Below are 21375 nucleotides of genomic sequence, written 5' to 3'. Positions count from 1 at the left end.
CGGACAATCGCGTTGATGACGATTGTGTTGACGCTAATTGTTTGAAAAAGTGTTTTTACAAAAAAGTGTGTTTATAAAAATCGAATCGGAATTTAATAACGTCACAGTGCGTGCGCCTGTGAAGCCAGATGACTTAAATTAATTTGCGGCACGGCATCAAGCAGCCTCTGCGTGTGCTGTGTCACCGGACTCGCCAGCAGGTCTGCTGTCATCCGGTCTTCAACAATGTGCCCCTGATGCATAACTAACATGCGATCACACAGGCCGGATGCCATCGAGATATCGTGAGTCACAACCAGCAACCCCATGCCATTTTGCTGACATACGCTGCGCAGCAGAGCTTTCATCTGCTCTCGCAAAGGCAGATCCAGGCCACTGGTCGGTTCATCAGCCAGCAGGAATTTAGGTTTCACAATCAGGGCTCGCGCTAGCGCGATACGCTGTGCCTGACCCCCGGATAATTCAGCCGCTTTGCGCTGCAGGATCTCCGGGGGTAACTCAACCTGGCGTACTGCCTGTTCCAGCATCGCCTGATCGGCGTTGCCCAGACCCAGTCTCTTGACCGGTTCAGCCAGCAAGCGAGCGACACTTTGCTGCGGTGGCAGGGAAGTGTGTGGATCTTGCGGAATGTATTGCACCAGTCGGCGGTAGGCTTTCATCGCCTTCCAGGATCTGTGGCGCAATGACTCACTTTCGCACCGGACATCGCCGTTTTGCGGTAATGCGAGTCCCAGAATGAGTTTTAGCAGGGTTGATTTCCCGCTGCCGGATTCACCGACCAGCGCAATGCGTTTCGTGTTGGCCGATCGCTAAATTAAGGTCGCGAATGATGTGACGTACCACTCCGGACTGGCGGACGGTATAGCTCAAATCGTTCAGGCGCAGAAAAGGGGCGGAGGCAATAACGGAGACGCTCATGCGCTTTTGACCTCTGATGTAAATTGATCATTCCAGTCAATGACTTGATTGGCGGCGCGTACCAGGCTACGGGTGTATTCGTGTTCAGGTTGAGTCAACAACTGATGCATGGTTCCGGCTTCGACAATGCGTCCGTTGTGCATCACGATTCCCCGTTCACATAACTGGGCCGCTACGTTGATGTCGTGGGTAATGAACAACAGCGATAAACGGCGGCTGTGCAATTGCTCCGGATGCTGACAGGCATCCTCACCACAACACTGTTGCAGCAGCTCGATGACTTGTTTTTGATTGATGACATCCAGCGCGGTAGTCGGTTCATCGGCAACCAGCAGGTTGGAACCACTCAACAAAGCGAAGGCAATACACAGGCGCTGACGCTGGCCACCGGAAAGCTCTGAGGGTAAGCGATTGAGCAGGGCTTTATCCTCAACAGTCGATTGCTCACTGTCATCGGCCGGGATGAGCTGCATCTGCTTGAGCAACGGCAGCAAAGCTTGCTGTGTATGAATATTGGTGCTGAGCGCCAGTTGTTTACCGACGCTCATCAGCGGGTTCAGTGCGCTGAATGTATCCTGGAATACGGTTGCCACACGTGCATTGGACGGACGGCCAAGGACTGGCAGGGTTGTCACCAGTTCACCATTAAAATGGATATTCCCCTCAACTTTGCAGTACGGGGCCAGAGTTCCGCTGATAGCTTTGGCCGTCAGCGATTTGCCCGAACCTGATGCGCCCAACAGGCAAACACGTTCGCCTTCATAAAGTTGCAGACTGATGTCACTGACCAGCTCGGACCCATCAATTTTAATTGATAAGTCTTTGATATCCAGGATACATTTTCTTTTATTCAAGCTTCGCAGCATAGCCGGGCCGTCTCATTATTTCGTTGCGTTATGTAATAACATAACAAAACAAAGACGAATGAGAAAGCTTTCTGTTGTTTTTTCAGATTATGAATCGTGATGAAGAGATACTGTCTTTCCTAAAAGTCAGCGTGCAGCCTCGTTCTAGGGCTGTTGAGCCTGTTTTCTGAACTGAATCGGCGACATGTTAGTTTGAGTACGGAAAAAGCGAGAAAACACCGACTGAGAGGAAAAACGGGTCAATTCGCTGATCTCACTCATACTTTTGTTGGTTTCAGTCAGCAAAACAACCGCTTTATTGAGACGAACTTTGTTATAAAGATCGGTGAAACATTGATTTTCATTACTCAGTTTATTATTTAATGTCCAGCGACTCATACGCAGATATTCACAGACTTTATTTAACGTACTGTGACCACAAGTCAGGTTATGTTGGGTCATCAAAGTGGCGATAATATTTTCAATGCTGGCCGAGAATGAAGATGATTGAATCGTTTGATGAATATTATCCACAGTGCGTCGCTGTAACTGATACAAGCGCTGATTAAATAATTCATTGGTCTGGTTGACCAGAGGGGAACGGATAATAAAATAGTTGTGACTGGTTCCAAATAAGCATTTCGTACCAAAACGGCGGTTAATCATTTTTTCCGGGATGTTGTTATTATGAATGAACCCTATTTCTGCCTGAAAATTGACCAGGTACTGGCTGCTGATGTCATGCAGAAATGCAAAATTAGACACAGCACTGGAGACCATTTGATTTGGCCCTTGATCGGTATAACCTACTTTCAGGCCGTTGGGCGTGACCTCAACCTCGCACAGGTCGCAACTGCCGATCAAAGGACGATATCGTACGTAAGACCTGATGGCATCGGCTAATGACGCTTCATTGCAGCATAAGCTGAACAGTTCAGGAAACAGGGAATAGGCGTTCTCGAGTCCGGAATGCGCAAAGAAACGTTTTCTGATAAGGGTGACATTCATCTAACAGTGCGTAATGGGCCTGGCTGCTGATACGGCCATGTTTTTTGTTGAGTTCATAACGATTAATATCACACTTTTCAATAATAATATCATTATCAATACCAAGTTGGGATAGTTGGCTTAATATACCAAAAGTTAATGAGCTCGATACACTGCTATTCATCATCCACCCTTTTATGTCCATATAAATGAGTCAACATCATCAGGCATGATTATATCAGTCTTTATGGTTTTATTTGTAAAGGAATATGAATTGGTGATGTCTATTCAAAAAATAATGTCAGGCAATATTCTTGTTACTAAACGTCTCCTGTTTGATACATAAACTTTTAATTTTCCTCATATTAATAAGACAAAAAGCCCGCAAGCGGGCTTTTAGAAAATGAGCAACGGTTAATGACTACGTTACTATTTTTAACTGACTCTTGGTACAAGTGATATTTTGTACGAGCGGTCGCGTTTTATACAAGTCATTACTTGGCGACTGTGATGAGCCCTGCTGTGGTCACACCTTGCGGCAGAGCCAGCGCGCCTGGCGTGGTCTCGCTTACGACAATCTCCTTGCTGACGGTAAACGTTACCGGTGCGGTTGCTGTGCCGTTTAGCTTGCCATTAACGTCTGAAGACGGAGCGATGTAGACCTGATAAGTACCTGGCTCAATAATCCACTCGTTGCGGCTGGCGTCAAAGCTGGCCAAATCGCGGGCAGGGATATTAAACGCCAGTTTCGCATTCTGACCAGGCTGTAATAGCGAAGTCTTCGCGAATGCTTTCAGCTCAATAACAGGTTTATCCAGTTTGCCCTGTGGGGCGCTGACATAGACCTGAGCCGCTTCTTTACCCGCGACATCACCAGAGTTATGGATGGTAGCTGAGAGCTGAATCAAACCGCCTTTTTTACCTTTACGGCCGAGGGTGTTGGCAACCACCGTCGGGTGACGGTATTCAAAGTTAGTGTAAGACATACCATAGCCGAACGGATAAGCGGTATCGACATCGAACGACGTGTAGTAGCGGTAGCCGACATAAATCCCTTCGTTGTAATGTGACTCATCAACTAATCCGTCATTATCGATGTCCGTACCCGGGAAACGTCTCCGCCGATGGGACATCACTGTAGGATTTTGGCATGGTTTGCGCGAGTTTACCGCTTGGATTGACATCACCTGCCAGAATATCCGCGATCGCATGACCGGTCTCCTGACCGCCCATGTATGCCAGCAGAATGGAGTCGACTTTATCTGACCATTCAGTGCTATCGACCACCCCGTTGACGTTAAGCACGACGGTCACCGGTTTGCCTTCTGCGTGGAAAGCCGCTGAGACAGCGTTGATGATCTGCAGCTCTTCGTCGGTCAGCAGGTAATCACCGCGCGTATTGGTGCGATCGCCGCCTTCACCCGCCTGGCGTCCGATGGTGATAACTGCAGCATCATCGTTTTGCGCGGCGGCGTCGACCAGACTTTGTAACTGTTCGCCGACCGGTGGTTCTTCGCAAAATTCATATCCGCCGATCAGAGCATCGTTGGTCTGCTTATTCTCGGCAAAATAGGTCGTGTAGTAATCCGTTAGTTCACTATTGACCTCAAACTTCTCTTCCAGAGCCGGGGCAATGTGAGCAATGTAGGCGGCGTTGACATCACCACTACCGGTCCCGCCTTTAAGCGTGTTGATCTGCGTGGTGCCGAATGAAGCGACTTTGGCACCAGAAGAGAGCGGCAGGGCAGCATTACTGTTTTTAAGCAGTACCATACCTTCCGCTGCAGCCTGACGAGCGAGCTCGGCGTGCGCATCCAAATCCGGTTGATTCGAGTAGGAGTAGTTCAGGTAGGACGGGGTTTTCTGTACCTGAGTCAGAATGGCGACGACACTGTTGTCGATCGCTTCCATGCTCAGTGTGCCCGCCGCGTAAGATGCTGCCAGATCGGCTTTTACACCGCCCGGTTCGATCAAATCGTTGCCGGCACTGACCTGTTTTGCCGCTGATTCGACATCGCGGCCGACATCACCGGTAAAGTCGCTGGTCAAACCGGAGACGTTGCCGGCAAACCAGTCAGACATCGCCAAGCCTTTAAAGCCCCATTCGCCGCGCAGGATATCGGTCATGACATCTTTACGCTGGTTAACGTAGGTCCCGTTAAGCAGGTTATATGAGCTCATGATCGCCCATGGCTGGGCATCTTCTACCGCAATCTGGAAGCCGCGCAGATAGATTTCACGCAGGGTACGCGGGTCTGCGATGGTGTCGTTGAAAAAGCGGTTGGTTTCTGCGTTGTTGGCGACAAAATGCTTAATGGTGGCACCGATGTGATTCGATTGCAGCCCGTTGACCATGGCGGCGGCAATATGGCCGGAAACAATCGGATCTTCAGAATAGTATTCGAAGTTACGGCCCAACAGCGGGTTACGCTGGATATTCATCCCCGGAGCGAGCAGAAAGTCGACGCCGTACTCTTTGACTTCATTACCTTCGGCCTGACCAACCTGCTCAACCAGGCGGGTATCCCAGGTTGAAGCGAGCAGTGAGCCAATTGGCCATGCAGTCGCGTAATACGTGCTGTCATCATTATCGCGGGTCGGATTAATGCGCAGGCCGGCAGGACCATCAGCCAGCTTAATCGCCGGGATGTCCAGTTTACGGTTTTTCACGCCGTTGATGTAACCGGCGACGCCGCTGACATCTTTACTTTCATCCAGGTTTATTGCGTCCTGACCTTCGTAAGTGGTCAAATCCATGCCAGGCCCCGACAGGATGTCGAGCTTCTCACTCAGGCTGAGTTTTTTCACCATAGATTCCGCTTTCTTGCGATATTTGACACCGCTTTGCTGAATCTGGGTCTGGTCTTTCGCCGGAGCGGCCACTGCTGTGCCAGACACTGCCATGGCAACTGCGATGGTGACTAATGTAGGCAACGTTTTGAATTGAGACATGGTGTTTCCTTATTAATTATTATTCCATATGAATAAACGAGTCAGCGGAGTGGTCTCCGTACTCTTTAGTGCTCACTCCATACCTTAAGGGATCGCATAGCCGGCTTGCTTTGCATCTGGGAGAAATATTTGACATTTCGGGGAAGAGTTGTGAAATGTGATATCGGTGGAGAGTTTGCCACAGACTCTGGTTATGCTTTGTGTAACCAAGTCATAACCATTCGATCTAACTAAATGAGACGCAGGGGTTTTTATCTGAGCTTGTCACCCCTATATCTGTGTATGCCGAACTCCAACATCAATAAGGAAACATAATGTCTAACGTATATGTACCACCAAAAGTTTGGACAATGGACAGCGAAAACGGCGGTCAGTGGGCGAGTATTAACCGACCTGACTCCGGCGCACGCCATGAAAAAGAATTACCGGTAGGGGACCACCCGATCCAGCTGTACTCCATGGGGACTCCGAACGGCCAGAAAGTGACCATCATGCTCGAAGAGCTGCTGGCTCTGGGTGTCAAAGAAGCCGAATACGATGCATTTCTGATTCGCATCGGTGATGGCGACCAGTTTGGTTCCGGATTTGTGGCGGTTAACCCGAATTCAAAAATTCCGGCGATGGTGGATCGTTTCCGGCGATGCTGCGATTAACGTTTTCGAATCGGGTAACATTCTGTTCTATCTTGCAGAAAAGTTTGGTCATCTGCTGCCAGCCGATTTGGCTGCGCGTGCGCAGGTGATGAACTGGTTGTTCTGGCTGCAAGGTTCTGCGCCATATCTGGGCGGTGGTTTTGGGCACTTCTACGCCTATGCGCCGGAAAAATTCGAGTATCCGATTAACCGTTTCGCGATGGAAGCCAAGCGTCAGCTGGATGTGCTGGACAAGCAACTGGCAAACCACACCTTTATCGCCGGTGAAGAGTACAGCATTGCCGACATCGCTATCTGGCCTTGGTACGGTAACCTGGTACTGAACAACTCTTACGATGCGGCTGAATTCCTTGATGTACAAAGCTATCAGCACGTGCAACGTTGGGCGAAAATGATGGCGCAACGTCCTGCTGTTCAGCGCGGCCGTATTGTTAACCGACCATTTGGTGAAGAGTGGGAAGGCATTGAAGAGCGCCACAGCGCTGCTGACATTGATGCGGCACTGGCCAAAAAGCCTCAGTAAACGCCGAACAAAGTAAAAAGAGAGCTGCGGCTCTCTTTTTTGATCTTAGCGTGTTTTGAGCAGGGGTACATGATGCGGCAATCGTGTTACATGCTACGGTATTGGTGTCACATGCTGCGATAGTTAGGGCCGCCGCCGCCTTCCGGCGGACACCAGTTGATGTTCTGCGACGGATCTTTGATGTCACAGGTTTTGCAGTGGATACAGTTGGCGGCATTAATCTGAAACTTAGGTTGTCCATTGACCTGAATGACCTCATACACTCCGGCCGGGCAGTAGCGTTGCGCCGGTTCGGCATATTTTGCCAGATGAACCTGAATCGGAATGGTCGGGTCACGCAGTTTAAGGTGGCACGGCTGATCTTCTTCATGGCGTGTTGCGGTTAAATAGACAGAGGATGCTTTATCAAAACTGAGTACACCATCGGGTTTTGGGTAATCGATCGGATGGCTGTGACTGACGCAAACAAGCCGTTCGTGATCAGCAAACGGGTCCTCCATCTGCCATGGGGCTGAGCGTTTGAACAGCGGCACCCAGACATTCTGCTCCAGGCTGTTGATCACGCCTCCTGCAAGGTTGCCATAGCGGTGGATAGTGGCGCAGAAATTTTGTGATTGTTCCAGTTCGGTGTAAAGCCAGGAAGATTCGAAGCGGGTTTGATAATCCGGTTCAGTCAGCGATTGGCCGGATTGCTGACAGGCAGCAAAAACGGCTTCAGCGGCCAGCATGCCGGATTTCATCGCGGTATGGCAGCCCTTTATTTTGGCGAAATTGAGTGTACCCGCATCACAACCGATCAGCACTCCGCCGGGAAACTGCTGTTTGGGCAGAGAATTGAGTCCGCCTTTTGCGATGGCTCGCGCTCCGTAGCCAATGCGCTGCCCGCTGGTCAGGTACTGACTGATTGCAGGGTGATGTTTGAGGCGTTGAAACTCTTCGAACGGATTCAGATACGGGTTGTGATAGTTGAGGTCGGTGATCAGGCCAATCGCGACCTTATTGTCGCCAAGGTGATATAAAAAGCTGCCGCCGGTAGTATGGGTTTCATTGAGCGGCCAGCCAAGGCTATGCAGTACGAAACCGGGCGTGTTGTGGGGATGATCGTCCGGCAGTTGCCAGATCTCTTTCAATCCCAGCGCATAATGCTGCGGCTGACGCCCGTGGTCGAGATCAAAACGTTCTATCAGGGCTTTGCCAAGGTGGCCGCGTGCACCTTCAGCGAAAATGGTGTATTTGGCTTTGAGTTCAATGCCGGGCTCAAAACTGCGTTTTTGCTCGCCATTTTTATCCAGGCCCATATCGGATGTGGTGACGCCTGTGACTGCGCCGTTTCTCAGCATAGTTTATTGTTGCAGCGGCAAAGCCGGGAAAGATTTCTACGCCGAGCTGTTCCGCCTGAACCGCAAGCCAGCGGCACAATTCCCCCAAACTAATCACATAATTTTTCTGACTGTTGTGCATGGTTTTAGGAACGACAAAGCGTGGCAGGCGGATATGATTATGTTCTGTGACCAGGTAAGTAAATTCATCATGGCGGACCGGAGTCGTAAGTGGTGCCCGGCGGCTGGCCCAGTCCGGAAACAGTTCATCCAGCGCTGTGGTTTCAAACAGAGCGCCGGACAGGATATGGGCACCGACTTCTGAGCCTTTTTCCACCACACAGATGCTGAGCCCGGGCCGGCTTTCACTTTGCTGCTCCTGGCTCAGTTGCGCGAGACGGCAGGCACAAGCTAACCCGGCCGGACCTGCACCGACAATGACTACATCAAACTCCATCGATTCTCGTTCCATGTCCCAGTCCTCGTTTCATGGCGGCGTGATGACTCTACTTACCTTTGGAGTAAATATAGTTCAGTTGACGTAAACGTAAACTAAACTAAGCTCAAATTAGCATCTTCACAAAAGCTGGCATAATGAATTTAACGTACGATTAAACAGTGTATTAGCTAGCTTTTCCCAGCGAAAATAGAACCCCGATGCAAGATCGAGTGCACAAGGAGGCGATGTGAAAGTCTTAGTTGCGATTAAACGTGTCGTTGACGCTTACGTAAAGGTAAGAGTAAAAAACGATGGCTCAGGCGTCGAAACCAACAACGTAAAAATGGCCATCAATCCATTTTGCGAGATAGCCGTGGAAGAAGCGATTCGGTTGCGCGAAGCTGGCAGCGCCGATGAAGTGGTGGTGGTTTCAATCGGCGCTTTAGCGTGTCAGGAGCAATTGCGCACCGCTTTGGCTTTGGGCGCTGACCGCGCGATTCATATCGAAACCGAACAGATTATGGAACCTTTGTCAGTGGCCAAATTGCTGCACGCGGTCATGGAAAAAGAGCAGCCGGGTCTGATTCTGCTGGGCAAACAATCAATCGATACCGACAATAATCAGGTGGCGCAGATGCTCGCCGCACTGAGTGGCAGACCGCAGGGTACCTTTGCTTCACTCGTACAGGTACAGGGCCCGGACGTTGTAGTCACCCGCGAAATTGATGGCGGACTGGAAACGTTAAAACTGAACCTGCCCGCCATCATCAGTACTGATTTACGCCTCAATGAACCGCGTTATGCCTCCTTACCTAATATCATGAAAGCCAAGCGCAAACCGATGGAGGTTCTCACCGCCGACTCTCTGGGTGTCACTGTGACTCAACATCAGCAAGTGCTGGAAGTGATGTCGCCGCCACAGCGCAGGGCGGGAATACTTGTCTCCGGGGTCGATGAATTGGTCGACAAGCTAAGAAATGAAGCCAAAGTGATTGATTAAGCTTGATATCTCTTGCGATTGCATCAGTGAAAGAAACGGGAGCGAACGATGAAGGATAAAGTGTTAGTGATTGCTGAACATAACAATCAGCATCCGGCGGTTGATACCTTACGAACCCTGCAAGCCGCACAAAGTCTGCACAGTGACATTGATGTCATGGTGATTGGTTATGGCTGTGAAGCGGTTGCTGAGGCGCTGCGCACTTGCCAGGGTATCGACACGGTCTGGCTGGCAGACGATGCGGTTTATGAGCACCATCTGGCGGAAAATATGGCCGAATTGATTGCCGATGTGGCCAAAGATTACAGCCATATCCTTGCTCCCGCGACCACATTTGGTAAAAATCTGCTGCCACGGGTTGCTGCACTGCTGGATGTCGGGCAACTCTCAGATGTGGTTGCGATAGAGTCTGCCGATACCGTGGTGCGCCCGATATATGCCGGGAATGCGCTGTGCCGGGTCAAATCACTGGATGCGATTAAAGTGATGACGATTCGCTGCTCTGCGTTTGATTCTGTTTCGACCCAAGGCGGTAACGCTCAAGTATCCGTGCTGGATCAGGTCATCAAGTCTACTCAATCCCAATTTGTTGAGCGGCAGCAGGCGCAAAGTGAACGTCCGCAACTGGGCTCCGCACGGGTTGTTGTATCTGGTGGTCGCGGGTTGGGCAGTAAGCAGCAGTTTAATTTGGTGGAACAGTTGGCAGATAAACTGGGCGGAGCTATCGGCGCTTCGCGAGCGGCGGTCGATGCCGGCTTTGTTTCGAACGACTTGCAGGTAGGGCAGACAGGGAAAATTGTCGCCCCTGAACTCTATATTGCCGTCGGTATCTCCGGCGCTATTCAGCATGTGGCGGGGATGAAAGACTCTAAAGTGATTGTTGCTATCAACAGCGATCCGGACGCACCTATTTTTCAGCTGGCGGACTATGGCCTGGTCGGTGACTTGTTCGAAGTGATGCCGCAACTGATTGAAGCCTTGTAGCTGTCTGGTCTTAGTTTCTGTGCTTTCAGGCATGTGTTTTTAGTGCAGGAGTACAGGAGTGCAGAGGGATTTTTAGTTCTGAGGTCTTGTTAGCGCAGAGAGAAAAACGGCCCCGAAGATGGGGCCGTTGCTTTGCAAGGTGTTTCTTGTCTTTGCAAAGTGTTTCTTATGAAACGGACAACTTTGGTAATTGCACTTAATTGCTTGCACGCTGCAGATCTTGTACCAGGGCTTTAGCGAAACGGGCCGCTTCGCCTCCGGTACAGGCTCGGTGGTCAAACGTGATAGAGAGTGGCATGGTCTTCACATTCATCAACTGCTCATCTTTTATCATCACTCTTTCCACTATGCGCCCGGCGCCGACGATGGTGACCTGAGGCGGTGTGACAACTGGCGTGGCAAAAATGCCGGCAATGGCACCAAAGTTAGAGAGCGTGATGGTGGCGTGTTGCAATTGTTCGCGACCAATTTTGCGATCACGAATTCCCTGAACGGTATTATCCAGCCACTGGCGCAGCTCAGTGGGATCGAACTCGTTCGCTTTACGCAGCACCGGAACATACAAGCCGTGCGAGCTGTCAACGGCAATACCGATATTGACCACGTTATGCACACAACGAGTCATGGTATCGGCATCAAACCAGGCATTGAGCGCGGGCTCTTGCTGACAGGCAAAGCAGATGGCCTGAATCAGGCGAATAGAAATATCCTCACCAGGCTTCCAGTCTATCAGCAGGGCCTCTTCGGTAATGGTAACGGCAGCGACCTGTAAATGTGATTCCGTCATGGTATTGACCATAGTACGGCGTGCACCTTTGAGGACTTCTGTGCCGGGAATTTGCTTATCTGCAGCCTGATACACATCTGTTTCTAAAATCAGTCCGTCCGGACCGCTCCCCGGGACGCGCAGCAAATCAACTCCGAGGCGTTTGGCCAGAAGACGGGCTGCGGGCATCGCACTTAACGGCTTTTGTACCGGCTGAACATGCTCACTGCTGCCGATCCAGAAGTCGTCGACATCGACGCTGTGGGATTGGTTGGAGACGTTGCCGACGACGGTTGCCGCATCCTGGCGTTTTTTACTCACGTCACCATTTTGCTTGCTGGTGGCCTGATCTTCAATTTCAAGCAGCAGGCTACCAATATTGATGACGTCACCTTCCGCACCGTGACGACTGACAATTTTGCCCGCGTAAGGGGCCGGGACTTCCACCACAGCTTTGGCCGTTTCGACTGTCAGCACAACCTGATCGACTTCCACCCAGTCACCGACGTTCACGTGCCATTCAACAATTTCTGATTCGGCCAATCCTTCACCAAGGTCTGGTAACATAAATGACTTCATTTCCAACCCTCCACTAATTCCCGTGCTGCCAGGACAATGTCCTGTTCCTGAATCATGAAATAAGCTTCATTCTTGTAATAAGGCATTATGGTATCCATGCCTGTCACCCGTTTAGGGGGGGCTTTGAGGAGACACATGGCGTTTTCGGCGACACGGGCGAGGATTTCCGCCCCGACCGCGCAACTGCGGCTTGCTTCGTGCACGACAAGCAGACGACCGGTTTTTTGCAGTGAGCGTTGTATGGTGGCCATATCAATCGGTTTGATACTGGCCAAGTCGATAACTTCCACTTCAACCCCTTGTGACGAGAGTGTCTTCGCTGCCTGCAGCGATTCCACCACGCACGCACCCCAAGTCACGAGAGTCAGATCCCGACCTTTGCGCAGGGTAAAGCAGGTATCTAAGGGCAGCGCTTCGCCGTTATCTGTGACATTCGATTTGACTGTGCGGTAGATTCGTTTGGGCTCAAAAAACATCACCGGATCATTACTACGGATGGCCGCCAGTAACAGACCATAGGCCCGCTGTGGAGAAGAGGGAATGACCACTTTAAAGCCGGGAATGTGGGCAAACAGAGCTTCAACACTTTCTGAGTGATGTTCAGGAGCATGTATACCGCCGCCGAATGGCGCGCGGAAGACAGCCGGGCAGGTGAGACGGCCACGGGTACGATTACGCATCCGCGCAGCGTGGCACATCAGATGTTCCATGGCCGGAAAAACAAAGCCCTGAAACTGAAATTCGGCTACCGGGCGCAGGCCCTGTGTCGCCATTCCGACTGCGACACCGCCGATCAGCGCTTCAGCCAGCGGGGTATCAATGACGCGCTTGAAACCATATTTCTCTTTGAGCCCGACCGTGGCGCGAAATACACCGCCGTTATCACCGACATCTTCACCCATCACGATGACGCTGGGGTCCTGTTCCATTTCATGGTGCAGAGCCAGATTGACGGCTTCCACCAGTGTCATTTCACTCATGTTGACCTCCCTGCATGCGCATCGCCTTATTGATCAGCTCGTCACGCTGGGCGTGCAGATCAGGGGATAACGAATCATAAAGAAAATCAAACGCAGATTCCGGTGCCTGAGGAGGCAGATCCAGATAGCGTTGCACGGCGTGCTCAACCACTTCTTTACAGTGCTCCAGCCAGTTTTCTTCTTCCTGATCACTCCAGACGTTCTGGTTCATCAAATAGGTTTTTAGCCGGGAAACCGGTTCAAATTGCCAGGCTTGTTGCAGTTCGTCTTCGCTGCGGTAACGACTGGCATCATCGGCGGTGGTGTGATCGCTGAGGCGATAGCTGACGGCTTCAATTAAGGTTGCCCCTTTGCCTTTGCGCGCCCGATCCAGGCTGGTTCGTACGGCGTCATAAACCGCGACAATATCATTACCATCAACGGTAATGCCCGGAATGCCGGCGCCCTTGGCTTTTTCCGATAAGAATTCGGCAGCGCATTGTAAATGGCGGGGTACAGAAATCGCCCATTGGTTGTTGTTCACCACAAACACCAAAGGAATGTGCCAGGCCCCGGCGCAGTTGATGGATTCGAGAAAATCACCTTTCGAGGTACCGCCATCACCACACATCACCAGAGCAGCCTGATGGTGTCCCTGAATTTTCAGGGCTGCGGCCACACCGACCGCGTGAGTACATTGCGTGGCAATCGGAAACGCAGAATGGCAGGTCTCGGCAGTGCTGCTCAGGATCAGGAGAAAAATCACTGCCTCGCTCGTCACCGCCCCAGTACTGGAGATTTTTTTCCATCGCGATGCCTCGCGCCCACATGGCAGGCATATCACGATAGTAGGGGATAAATACGTCATCGCGCTGCAAAGCACGGCCCACAGCGATGCCAACGGCTTCTGCGCCCAGATGGGAGGGATAAGTACCAAGCTTACCGGTGCGTTGCAGGGCCACAGCTTTGTGATCGTAGGTTCGGGTCAGCAACATATCACGATAGAAACTGGTCAGTGTCGCGATGTCTGCCCAAGCCGGGAGTGCTCTGAGCAGGTTGCCATGATGGTCGATAAATCGCTCCATAGGGAGTGCCTGAACATTCATCTCAAGCTCCTTTTTGCTACTGCATTGCCAAGGGCTGCAGGCAATCACTTGTTATGTAAAACTCACCGGTAATCCGACTGAAAGCCTTCACGTTTCTTGGTCGGTTTTAGGCGCAATGCTCGATATTTGCAGAGGTTTATGAATAAAGGTTCATTTATAAAACGGAATGTTGCTCAAACAAGCAGTTTTCAAACCGAAAAACATAATGTGCTGCAAATCTGTCTGGAACGATGTCGCGGAACTGCCCATTTCGCCTTGTTCCAGCAAGCAATGTTGCGAATACCAGATAGGGTAAGTGTAACTAAAATGTTAAAACTCGCACAAAGTCGGGGCAGGTAAGAGAGTAAAATAATGCTTACACCCGGTATAGGTTAGTGAAATATTCTGAATTTATCGGGGCTTAGGTCAGTGGATTGAAGATATCTGCCAAGTTGCAATCAATAATTGCACAAATATGGTGAAGATCGCATTTTGATAAATTTATCAGACGGGAAACTGAAAATAAAAAGAGAAAGCCGGGGGGAAGCTTTCTCTTATCGTTGACTCAAACAGCAGATTATTTGTCACTGCTACGTTGCGGGAGCATGCTTTTCACGTAAGGACGTTTTACCCAATGAGTCATAAATATTACCGCACAGATATGCGTTGCGACCGCCAGCATGGTCAGGTTGGCAAAAAAATTCGTGAATCGCTCTCGGCTCACTGCACGTGGTTGTCACCCGTACTGTAGGCGATGATCTGACTGATTTCGGTCATGCTGCGTCCCGACTGCTCTCGCCATTGACAAAAGGCTTCAGTGGCTGCCTGCATGGAGCGCTTGGTGTTTTTTCCACCTTCGATAATACCGGTATTACGCAGGTAAGCTTCCACATCACCCGTCAGGATAAAGGTGTCCGCACCCATTTGACGAAGGGTGTAAGGGCCGGTGTTACCGCCCAGGCGATCGCCATGCTTTTTGAGATAATCCCACAGTTCAGTGATGCGTTTCGGCAGGCCATTCAGCCACCAACTGGCTGAATGAACCGTGACTGAGGCGGGCTTCATAAATCATTTGTGCATTGTTGCGAATCGACATCACTTTTACCAGGTGACGGATAATGCTTGGGTCCTGGGCTTTTTGCTCCAAAACTTCATCCGAGAGCATCAGCAAAGGTTCGATGCGAAACTGAAAGAACAACTCTTCAAACGCCGGCCACTTTTTGCGAACCACGGCCCAGGATATACCACTCTGAAACACTTTCATGCTGAATGCCGATAACCAGCGATCTTCCGCTATCGCCGCCAGTTGTTCCTTACTCAGAGGTTTACTCACTAACGCTTCGAGTTTATCACTGCCCCCTTTACGTTCAGCAGCGCGTTGGTAAATGGCATCAAACTTTTCCATAGTCATGGTTGTCATCCGGTTTTGATTCAGGAAACAGTATGTTATCAAAACAATGCTGGGCAGACACTATCGGACCTTGATTAATCAAGAACCTGAAATAAATAGGTGAAGTACCTAATAGTTAAAGCAGCTTTGGTTGGAATGCGAAAGAGAAAGCAGGTCAAGGCTTTCTCTTTCATTTCACAAACTGCGATTTTAACTACTTATCAAAGTGTTACACCTGATTTAAATATTGCTAATTCTCTTATGTCATTAATTTCATTCTTGGTTTGTTTACCGCTTGAAATACTGACAATACTAGTAAGTAGCTTATCTAGCAGTGTATCCATATTGGTTCCGTCAACTAGTTCTCCAGCATTGAAATCTATCCAGTGTTTTTTCCGATTATACAAATCGGTGTTGGTTGAAATTTTTAAGGTAGGGACGAATCCGCCGTAAGGCGTGCCACGACCGGTAGAGAATAAAACAATATGGCAGCCACTCGCTCCTAACGCAGATGTCGCAACCGCATCGTTTCCCTGGAGCACTGAGAAGATTGAGCCCGGGAACCCGCAACACTTCACCATATTCAAGAACATCAACTACTGTCCCGGAACCTGATTTTTGGGTACACCCCATTGACTTATCTTCTAGAGTGGAAATGCCACCCTTTTTGTTGCCCGGTGATGGATTTTCGTATATCGGTTGATTGTGGTCGATATAGTATTGCTTGAAGTTATTTACCATAGCGACAGCTTTTGAAAAGACCGACTCGTCTGCACATCTTTCGAATAGCAGGTGTTCCGCTCCAAACATTTCAGGTACTTCAGTGAGTACGGATGTACCGCCATGTGTTACCAGATAATCGGAAACCTTACCAATTAGAGGATTGGCAGTGATTCCTGATAACCCGTCTGAGCCACCACATTCCAGACCTATTTTTAGCTTAGCAATAGGTGTTGGTGTACGACGGTCATATTTCATTGTGCTGTAGATATTTTTTAGCAAATCAAGTGCGGTGTGGATTTCATCTTCTTCTTTTTGAGCGATCATGTATTTAACACGATCCGTGTCGACTTCACCGACGAGTTCCTGAAAAGCGTCAACCTGATTATTTTCACAACCTAGTCCAATGACAAGAACACCCCCAGCATTAGGATGCTTTACCATATTAGCCAGGATTTTTCTGGTGTTTTCGTGATCATTGCCTAGTTGAGAGCAGCCGTAATTGTGTGAAAATAAAAATACACCATCACATTCAAGTTTTTTTACTTCTTGTTCGAATAACTTGATTGCTTGCTTTGCTATTCCATTTACGCAACCGACGGTTGGAATGACCCAAATTTCATTTCTTATTCCGACTTCTCCGTTAGCACGCTGATAACCGTCGAACGTTTCTTGAAGGTAGTGAAGTCAGTTTTTCAGAAGGGTGTATAGGTGAGTACTGATAACTTTGAGTGTCGTTTAAATTGGTTTTCAGATTGTGTGTATGAACCCAATCTCCGGTTTCAATGTTGGAAATGGCGTGCCCAATAGCCGAACCATATTTTAACACATTGGCGCCTACAGGAATCGTCTCGACAGCAATCTTGCTGCCCTGCGGAGTATCCTGTTGGAATGTAATGTTTTGGTTGTCAACTTGTATCACTTCACCTGAGGAAAAATGGTCAAGGCACACAATGACATTATCTTGAGGGTGAATTTTAATAAATCTGTTTTTCATAGGTAACTCGTTGTTAGTTACCTGTCCGACAGGGATATTCTAACCATAAATTTTTATTACAACCAATAAAAAACATGCGTTTAATATTTAATTATTTGATATTTTTAATTTTTTTGTTTTCATTGAATGAGATGTGTGAGTCTGTATAGATACTATAGAGTTTAAAAAACCAATAAAAAACACATTAAAATGATCCCTAACACGTTTGTTAATAGTCTGCCTAGAAGAAGTTCGCCTTACGCTCATAAACTCGTCCCATGTCATTAACAAACGCCTGTCCGACAACAGTAGTTTAAATCCATATAAACAGGGAAGAAGAATGAGCAATCTACTTAATCAGTTGACAAGAAATACTGACTTGTCCCCAAATAGAAAAGAAAAAATTCTCCAGTTTGGTGAGGGCAACTTTTTAAGAGCATTTTTCGATTGGCAAGTTGATGTATTGAATGAACATACCACTTTTGATTCAGGTGTTGTAATCGTGCGTCCGATTGACGCAGGTCATCCAAAACTTGACCAACAAGATGGTCTCTACACTGCGATTATTCGTGGTATTGATGAGAAAGGAGAAACAGTGAATGAACCTCGCTTGATCACATCGGTTAGTCGAGAAATTCTGGCTTATGGTGAATATGACAAATTTCTTGAACTCGCAGATAGCCCGGATCTTGAATGGATCGTTTCAAATACAACAGAAGCCGGGATTTGCGTTTTAAAAGATGATCAGCAGACGGATTTCCCACCAAGGTCCTTTCCGGCGAAGCTGACACAATTTCTTTTTCGTCGTTTTAACACGTTTAACGGGGCTGAGGATAAAGGTTTAGTCCTGCTTCCTTGTGAACTTATCGACTATAACGGTGAGTGTCTGAAAGAGTCGATACTCGAATACATAGCTCTATGGAATCTTGGTGATTCATTTAAGACATGGCTTCTGACATCCAATACATTCTGTTTCTACGCTCGTCGATCGCATTGTTACCGGCTACCCCAGAGATGAGGCTGATCAACTAGAAGTTGATCTTGGCTATAAAGATAAGTTTCTAGTAGCTGCTGAATATTTCTATCTGTTTGTCATCCAAGGACCAGAGTGGTTGAATAAAAAGCTTTGTCTGGATCAGTATCCGTTAAATATTCGTATTGTTGATGACATTAAACCGTTTAAGCAAAGAAAGGTTGGCATTCTCAACGGAGCCCATACCGCGATGGTACCTGTCGCCTATTTATCAGGATTTAATACAGTAAGAGATTCGATTGGTGATCCAGTAATTGGCGGTTTTGTCGATTCATTACTTGATGAAGAGGTTATTCCTTGTTTAGACATGGATCAATCTGAATTAGTTGAATTCAAAGACAGCGTACTTAACAGATTTAGAAATCCATTCATTCAACACCAACTATTGTCTATCTCACTAAATTCATTGACAAAATTTAAAACACGACTACTTCCTCAATTACGTTGTTATGTCGAAAAAACCGGTAACGCGCCTAAGCGGTTGTGCTTCAGTTTGGCAGCATTGTACTGTTTTTATCTGGGTGATCGTAACGGGGAAGTTATCCCTCTCACTGATGATGCAGAATTACTTAAATTTTTTGAAAAATCACGAGTGTCTTCGGTAACTACTGCTGAGCATGTCGTTGAGTTTTTACAACTAGTTGATCATTGGGAAATTGATATCGCAAGCTTGAGCGGTGTTTCCGCTCTAGTCGTGGAATATGTGAAATCCATTAAGGCACAAGGAGTATGTGAGGCTTTAAAACAAATTTAATCAGTAAATAGAGCAAAAAATAGATTACTCGTGAAACATATAATGACAATGATGAGGATAAGTCATGCAAACCCTACACCAAAGCATAAAGCAATTAACAAAAATTATTGGTTTAACTCTGGCTTGTGTTGCAACCGCAAATGCTGCCACGGAAATTAAGGTAGCTTACGGTAATCAACCAGGGGAACCTATTGATCAGGCTATGCACTACTGGGCTAACTTGGTAGAAAAAGAGTCTAATGGTGAAATAACAATGCAGTTATTTCCATCCAGTCAACTTGGTAGTGAAACTGAAGTGCTTGAGCAAGCAAGATTTGGCGCGAATATTATTACAATCAGTTCCTACGGTTACCTGATGGATATGGTTCCGGATTTGGGGGTTGTCAATGCTCCTTACCTGACCCAATCTTTTGAGAAAAAATCCAAACTTTTGAACTCCGAATGGTTTAAGGAACAGAGTAGTAAGCTAGATGACCAAGGTTTACATATTGTGGTGCCAGATGTTGTCTACGGTACACGTCACTTATTGTCAAAACAAAAAGTAACTAAGCCTGAAGATCTAAACGGTACAAAAGTACGCGTACAACATTCACGTTTGTTTCGTCGCCACAATCAAAGCGATGGGTGGTGTACCTACGCCGATGTCTCTGTCTGATGTCTATCCGGGTTTATCACAAGGTGTCATCGAAGGCGTAGAGAATCCAGCAGTCGTTTTGTTTGGTGGAAAATTTTATGAAGTCGCTAAGAATCTTAATTTAACTGCACATACAAAACATATGTCACCTTTCGTGGCAGGTAAGATGTTCTGGGATACGTTGTCTGATGACGAGAAATCAGTGTTAACCAATACTAGTCGTAAGATGGTCGATTACGGAGCAACGCTAATTCAAGATAGCGAAGCGAAGGCCATTGATGATCTTAAAGCACAAGGTGTAACTGTGAATGAAGTTGATGTGAAAGCATTCGAAAAATCGGCTCGTTCCGTGGTTCAGCAAGAGTTTCCTGAATGGTCACCAAACCTATATCAGAGCATTCAAGATAAACTTCAACAGTTATAATTCGCTGGGTGGTGTAATTGATTTTGCACCACCTCTCCCTGTTTTCAGGAGAAGTCTATGTATTTCGACACATCTGCCAATGTAAAGAAACCCACGTTGACATATAGAGCGTTTGGCAAGGTAGCCGATATGCTTGGTTTGATTAGCAAAATTGATCTTGTTGTTGCTGTAGCCTGTTTAGTTTCCATCGTTGTTCTTACTGCGTACGGAGTAATTACTCGTTATGTGCTAAATGATCCGAGTACTTGGGTGGAAGAACTATGTTTAGCTTTATTTGTTTGGATGACATTTATGGGATCGAGTGCTCTTATGCGAACGGATGAATTAGTTCGTATCGACCTATTAGTTCACAAACTTCCGGTTACAATACAACGATTAGCGGATCAATTCTTCAGACCAATACTACTGATCGTGACAGTTGTTTTCATCGTTTATCTGGGAAGTAAATTAGTACCCATGTCTCAAGTACGTTTTACTCCAGCCCTAAAAATCTCTTATATGTATATTTACGCCGCTGTGCCTATCAGTGGGGTATTTATGATTTATCATCAAGTGGTACATTTGATAAATGCAATTAAAAGCTTAAGACAGGAGTAATTATTGTGGCTGTTATTTTACCTGTATCGGTATTGTTACTATTTTTTGCTCTAGGAATTCCTGTCGCATTTTGTATATTTATAGCGACATTATCATACTTTTTAATTAATGATAATTTACCGATAATGATCTTAATACAGCGTCTGGCTGGAGGTTTAGACTCTGTAACATTGTTAGCTATTCCTTTCTTTGTCATGGCTGGTGTATTTATGAATGCTTCAGGAATAAGTGAGCGTCTACTAAAATTTTCTGAGGTATTAACAGGGCACATGCGTGGTGGATTGGCCCAAGTAAACGTTGTCCTAAGTACTTTAATGGGAGGCTTATCGGGTTCGAATATTGCTGATGCCGCGATGAACTCTAAGTTACTCGTACCACAAATGGTTGCACGGGGTTATAGCAAGCCATTTTCTGCTGCGGTTACTGCGGCGTCATCGCTCATTACTCCTATCATTCCACCGGGTATTGCACTGATTATTTATGGTTACGTTAACAATGTTTCTATAGGTAAGTTGTTTTTGGCTGGTGTTGTACCTGGTCTTATGGTTTGTGCCATGATGATGTTATTGGTTTCGATTATCGCTAAGAAAAGAAACTATGCACCGTTAAGAGAGAAAAGAGCATCAGCTAAGGAAATAACGCATTCAGCAAAAGATGCAGTATTAGCTTTGTTATTACCTGTTGTTATAATCGGTGGTATTCGATTCGGGGTCTTTACACCAACCGAAGCCGGGGCGGTAGCAGTGCTGTATGCATTGGCTCTAGGAATGCTTGTTTATAAGAATATGAACACAATGGAGCTATGGAAACGCTACTAAGGAATCTGTTCTATCTTCCG

Annotated in this window: 17 protein-coding genes and 5 pseudogenes; 9 read left to right on the top strand and 13 right to left on the bottom strand. The window is 47.6% G+C overall.

What is annotated here, in order from left to right; all coding sequences use genetic code 11:
* Positions 1-101 precede the first annotated feature (101 nt).
* The 5 genes from ABDK09_03760 to ABDK09_03740 form a co-directional block, all read right to left on the bottom strand.
* Positions 102-734 (bottom strand): ATP-binding cassette domain-containing protein, encoded by a 633-nt coding sequence (locus tag ABDK09_03760; GenBank protein XAW88452.1) that lies wholly within the window; start codon positions 732-734, stop codon positions 102-104.
* A 180-nt stretch (positions 735-914) separates the two neighbouring features.
* Entirely contained in the window at positions 915-1772 is an 858-nt protein-coding gene (locus ABDK09_03755) for an ABC transporter ATP-binding protein (protein XAW87385.1), read from the bottom strand.
* Positions 1773-1928: 156 nt separating this feature from the next.
* Entirely contained in the window at positions 1929-2771 is an 843-nt protein-coding gene (locus ABDK09_03750) for a helix-turn-helix transcriptional regulator (GenBank protein XAW87384.1), read from the bottom strand.
* A gap of 473 nt (positions 2772-3244) precedes the next feature.
* Complete coding sequence (locus tag ABDK09_03745; GenBank protein ID XAW87383.1) at positions 3245-3883, bottom strand: fibronectin type III-like domain-contianing protein; 639 nt, start codon at positions 3881-3883, stop codon at positions 3245-3247.
* Positions 3840-5702 carry a glycoside hydrolase family 3 C-terminal domain-containing protein gene (locus tag ABDK09_03740; protein XAW87382.1) on the bottom strand — a complete coding sequence of 621 codons (1863 nt, stop codon included), beginning with the start codon at positions 5700-5702 and terminating at the stop codon, positions 3840-3842. The genes ABDK09_03745 and ABDK09_03740 overlap by 44 nt, the downstream gene beginning before the upstream one ends.
* Before the next feature lie 314 nt (positions 5703-6016).
* On the opposite strand from ABDK09_03740, the pseudogene yghU reads away from it, so the two are divergent.
* Positions 6017-6878, top strand: a pseudogene (yghU, locus tag ABDK09_03735) (glutathione-dependent disulfide-bond oxidoreductase).
* A 107-nt stretch (positions 6879-6985) separates the two neighbouring features.
* Here yghU and ABDK09_03730 read toward each other — a convergent pair.
* Positions 6986-8669, bottom strand: a pseudogene (locus ABDK09_03730) (electron transfer flavoprotein-ubiquinone oxidoreductase).
* 214 nt (positions 8670-8883) lie between these two features.
* On the opposite strand from ABDK09_03730, the gene ABDK09_03725 reads away from it, so the two are divergent.
* Both ABDK09_03725 and ABDK09_03720 read left to right on the top strand, forming a co-directional pair.
* Positions 8884-9636 (top strand): electron transfer flavoprotein subunit beta/FixA family protein, encoded by a 753-nt coding sequence (locus tag ABDK09_03725; GenBank protein XAW87381.1) that lies wholly within the window; start codon positions 8884-8886, stop codon positions 9634-9636.
* A gap of 48 nt (positions 9637-9684) precedes the next feature.
* The gene (locus tag ABDK09_03720; GenBank protein ID XAW87380.1) at positions 9685-10620 is read left to right on the top strand and encodes an FAD-binding protein; all 936 of its coding nucleotides are present in this window, start codon (positions 9685-9687) and stop codon (positions 10618-10620) included.
* Positions 10621-10816: 196 nt separating this feature from the next.
* Here ABDK09_03720 and ABDK09_03715 read toward each other — a convergent pair whose 3' ends face one another.
* The 7 genes and pseudogenes from ABDK09_03715 to ABDK09_03685 form a co-directional block, all read right to left on the bottom strand.
* Positions 10817-11965 (bottom strand): dihydrolipoamide acetyltransferase family protein, encoded by a 1149-nt coding sequence (locus ABDK09_03715; GenBank protein XAW87379.1) that lies wholly within the window; start codon positions 11963-11965, stop codon positions 10817-10819.
* Entirely contained in the window at positions 11962-12945 is a 984-nt protein-coding gene (locus ABDK09_03710; protein XAW87378.1) for an alpha-ketoacid dehydrogenase subunit beta, read from the bottom strand. Before ABDK09_03710 ends, ABDK09_03715 begins: the two co-directional genes overlap by 4 nt.
* A pseudogene (gene pdhA / locus ABDK09_03705) lies at positions 12938-14030 on the bottom strand (pyruvate dehydrogenase (acetyl-transferring) E1 component subunit alpha). Before pdhA ends, ABDK09_03710 begins: the two are co-directional and overlap by 8 nt.
* A 699-nt stretch (positions 14031-14729) precedes the next feature.
* Positions 14730-15420: pseudogene (locus ABDK09_03700) on the bottom strand (DNA-3-methyladenine glycosylase I).
* A gap of 200 nt (positions 15421-15620) precedes the next feature.
* Positions 15621-15980, bottom strand: coding sequence for a hypothetical protein (locus tag ABDK09_03695; GenBank protein ID XAW88451.1), 360 nt, complete (start codon positions 15978-15980; stop codon positions 15621-15623).
* A gap of 40 nt (positions 15981-16020) precedes the next feature.
* Positions 16021-16728, bottom strand: a pseudogene (locus tag ABDK09_03690) (UxaA family hydrolase).
* Positions 16729-16762: 34 nt separating this feature from the next.
* The gene (locus ABDK09_03685; protein XAW87377.1) at positions 16763-17116 is read right to left on the bottom strand and encodes a UxaA family hydrolase; all 354 of its coding nucleotides are present in this window, start codon (positions 17114-17116) and stop codon (positions 16763-16765) included.
* A 319-nt stretch (positions 17117-17435) separates the two neighbouring features.
* On the opposite strand from ABDK09_03685, the gene ABDK09_03680 reads away from it, so the two are divergent.
* From ABDK09_03680 to ABDK09_03655, 6 genes are all read left to right on the top strand, one after another.
* Positions 17436-18113 carry a hypothetical protein gene (locus tag ABDK09_03680; GenBank protein ID XAW87376.1) on the top strand — a complete coding sequence of 226 codons (678 nt, stop codon included), beginning with the start codon at positions 17436-17438 and terminating at the stop codon, positions 18111-18113.
* The gene (locus ABDK09_03675) at positions 18058-18882 is read left to right on the top strand and encodes a hypothetical protein (protein ID XAW88450.1); all 825 of its coding nucleotides are present in this window, start codon (positions 18058-18060) and stop codon (positions 18880-18882) included. Before ABDK09_03680 ends, ABDK09_03675 begins: the two co-directional genes overlap by 56 nt.
* A gap of 64 nt (positions 18883-18946) precedes the next feature.
* Positions 18947-19537 carry a TRAP transporter substrate-binding protein DctP gene (gene dctP / locus ABDK09_03670; protein ID XAW87375.1) on the top strand — a complete coding sequence of 197 codons (591 nt, stop codon included), beginning with the start codon at positions 18947-18949 and terminating at the stop codon, positions 19535-19537.
* Entirely contained in the window at positions 19524-19940 is a 417-nt protein-coding gene (gene dctP, locus ABDK09_03665) for a TRAP transporter substrate-binding protein DctP (GenBank protein XAW87374.1), read from the top strand. Before dctP (ABDK09_03670) ends, dctP (ABDK09_03665) begins: the two co-directional genes overlap by 14 nt.
* Before the next feature lie 57 nt (positions 19941-19997).
* Complete coding sequence (locus ABDK09_03660; GenBank protein ID XAW87373.1) at positions 19998-20537, top strand: TRAP transporter small permease; 540 nt, start codon at positions 19998-20000, stop codon at positions 20535-20537.
* A gap of 5 nt (positions 20538-20542) precedes the next feature.
* Positions 20543-21355, top strand: a complete 813-nt coding sequence (locus ABDK09_03655) for a TRAP transporter large permease subunit (GenBank protein XAW87372.1) — start codon at positions 20543-20545, stop codon at positions 21353-21355.
* The last annotated feature ends 20 nt before the right edge of the window (positions 21356-21375 follow it).

The sequence above is a fragment of the Vibrio sp. CDRSL-10 TSBA genome, from assembly GCA_039696685.1.
Classification (GTDB): Bacteria; Pseudomonadota; Gammaproteobacteria; order Enterobacterales; family Vibrionaceae; genus Vibrio.
Note: the sequence above shows the minus strand (reverse complement) of the source record. Positions and strands in the feature narration are given on the sequence as shown.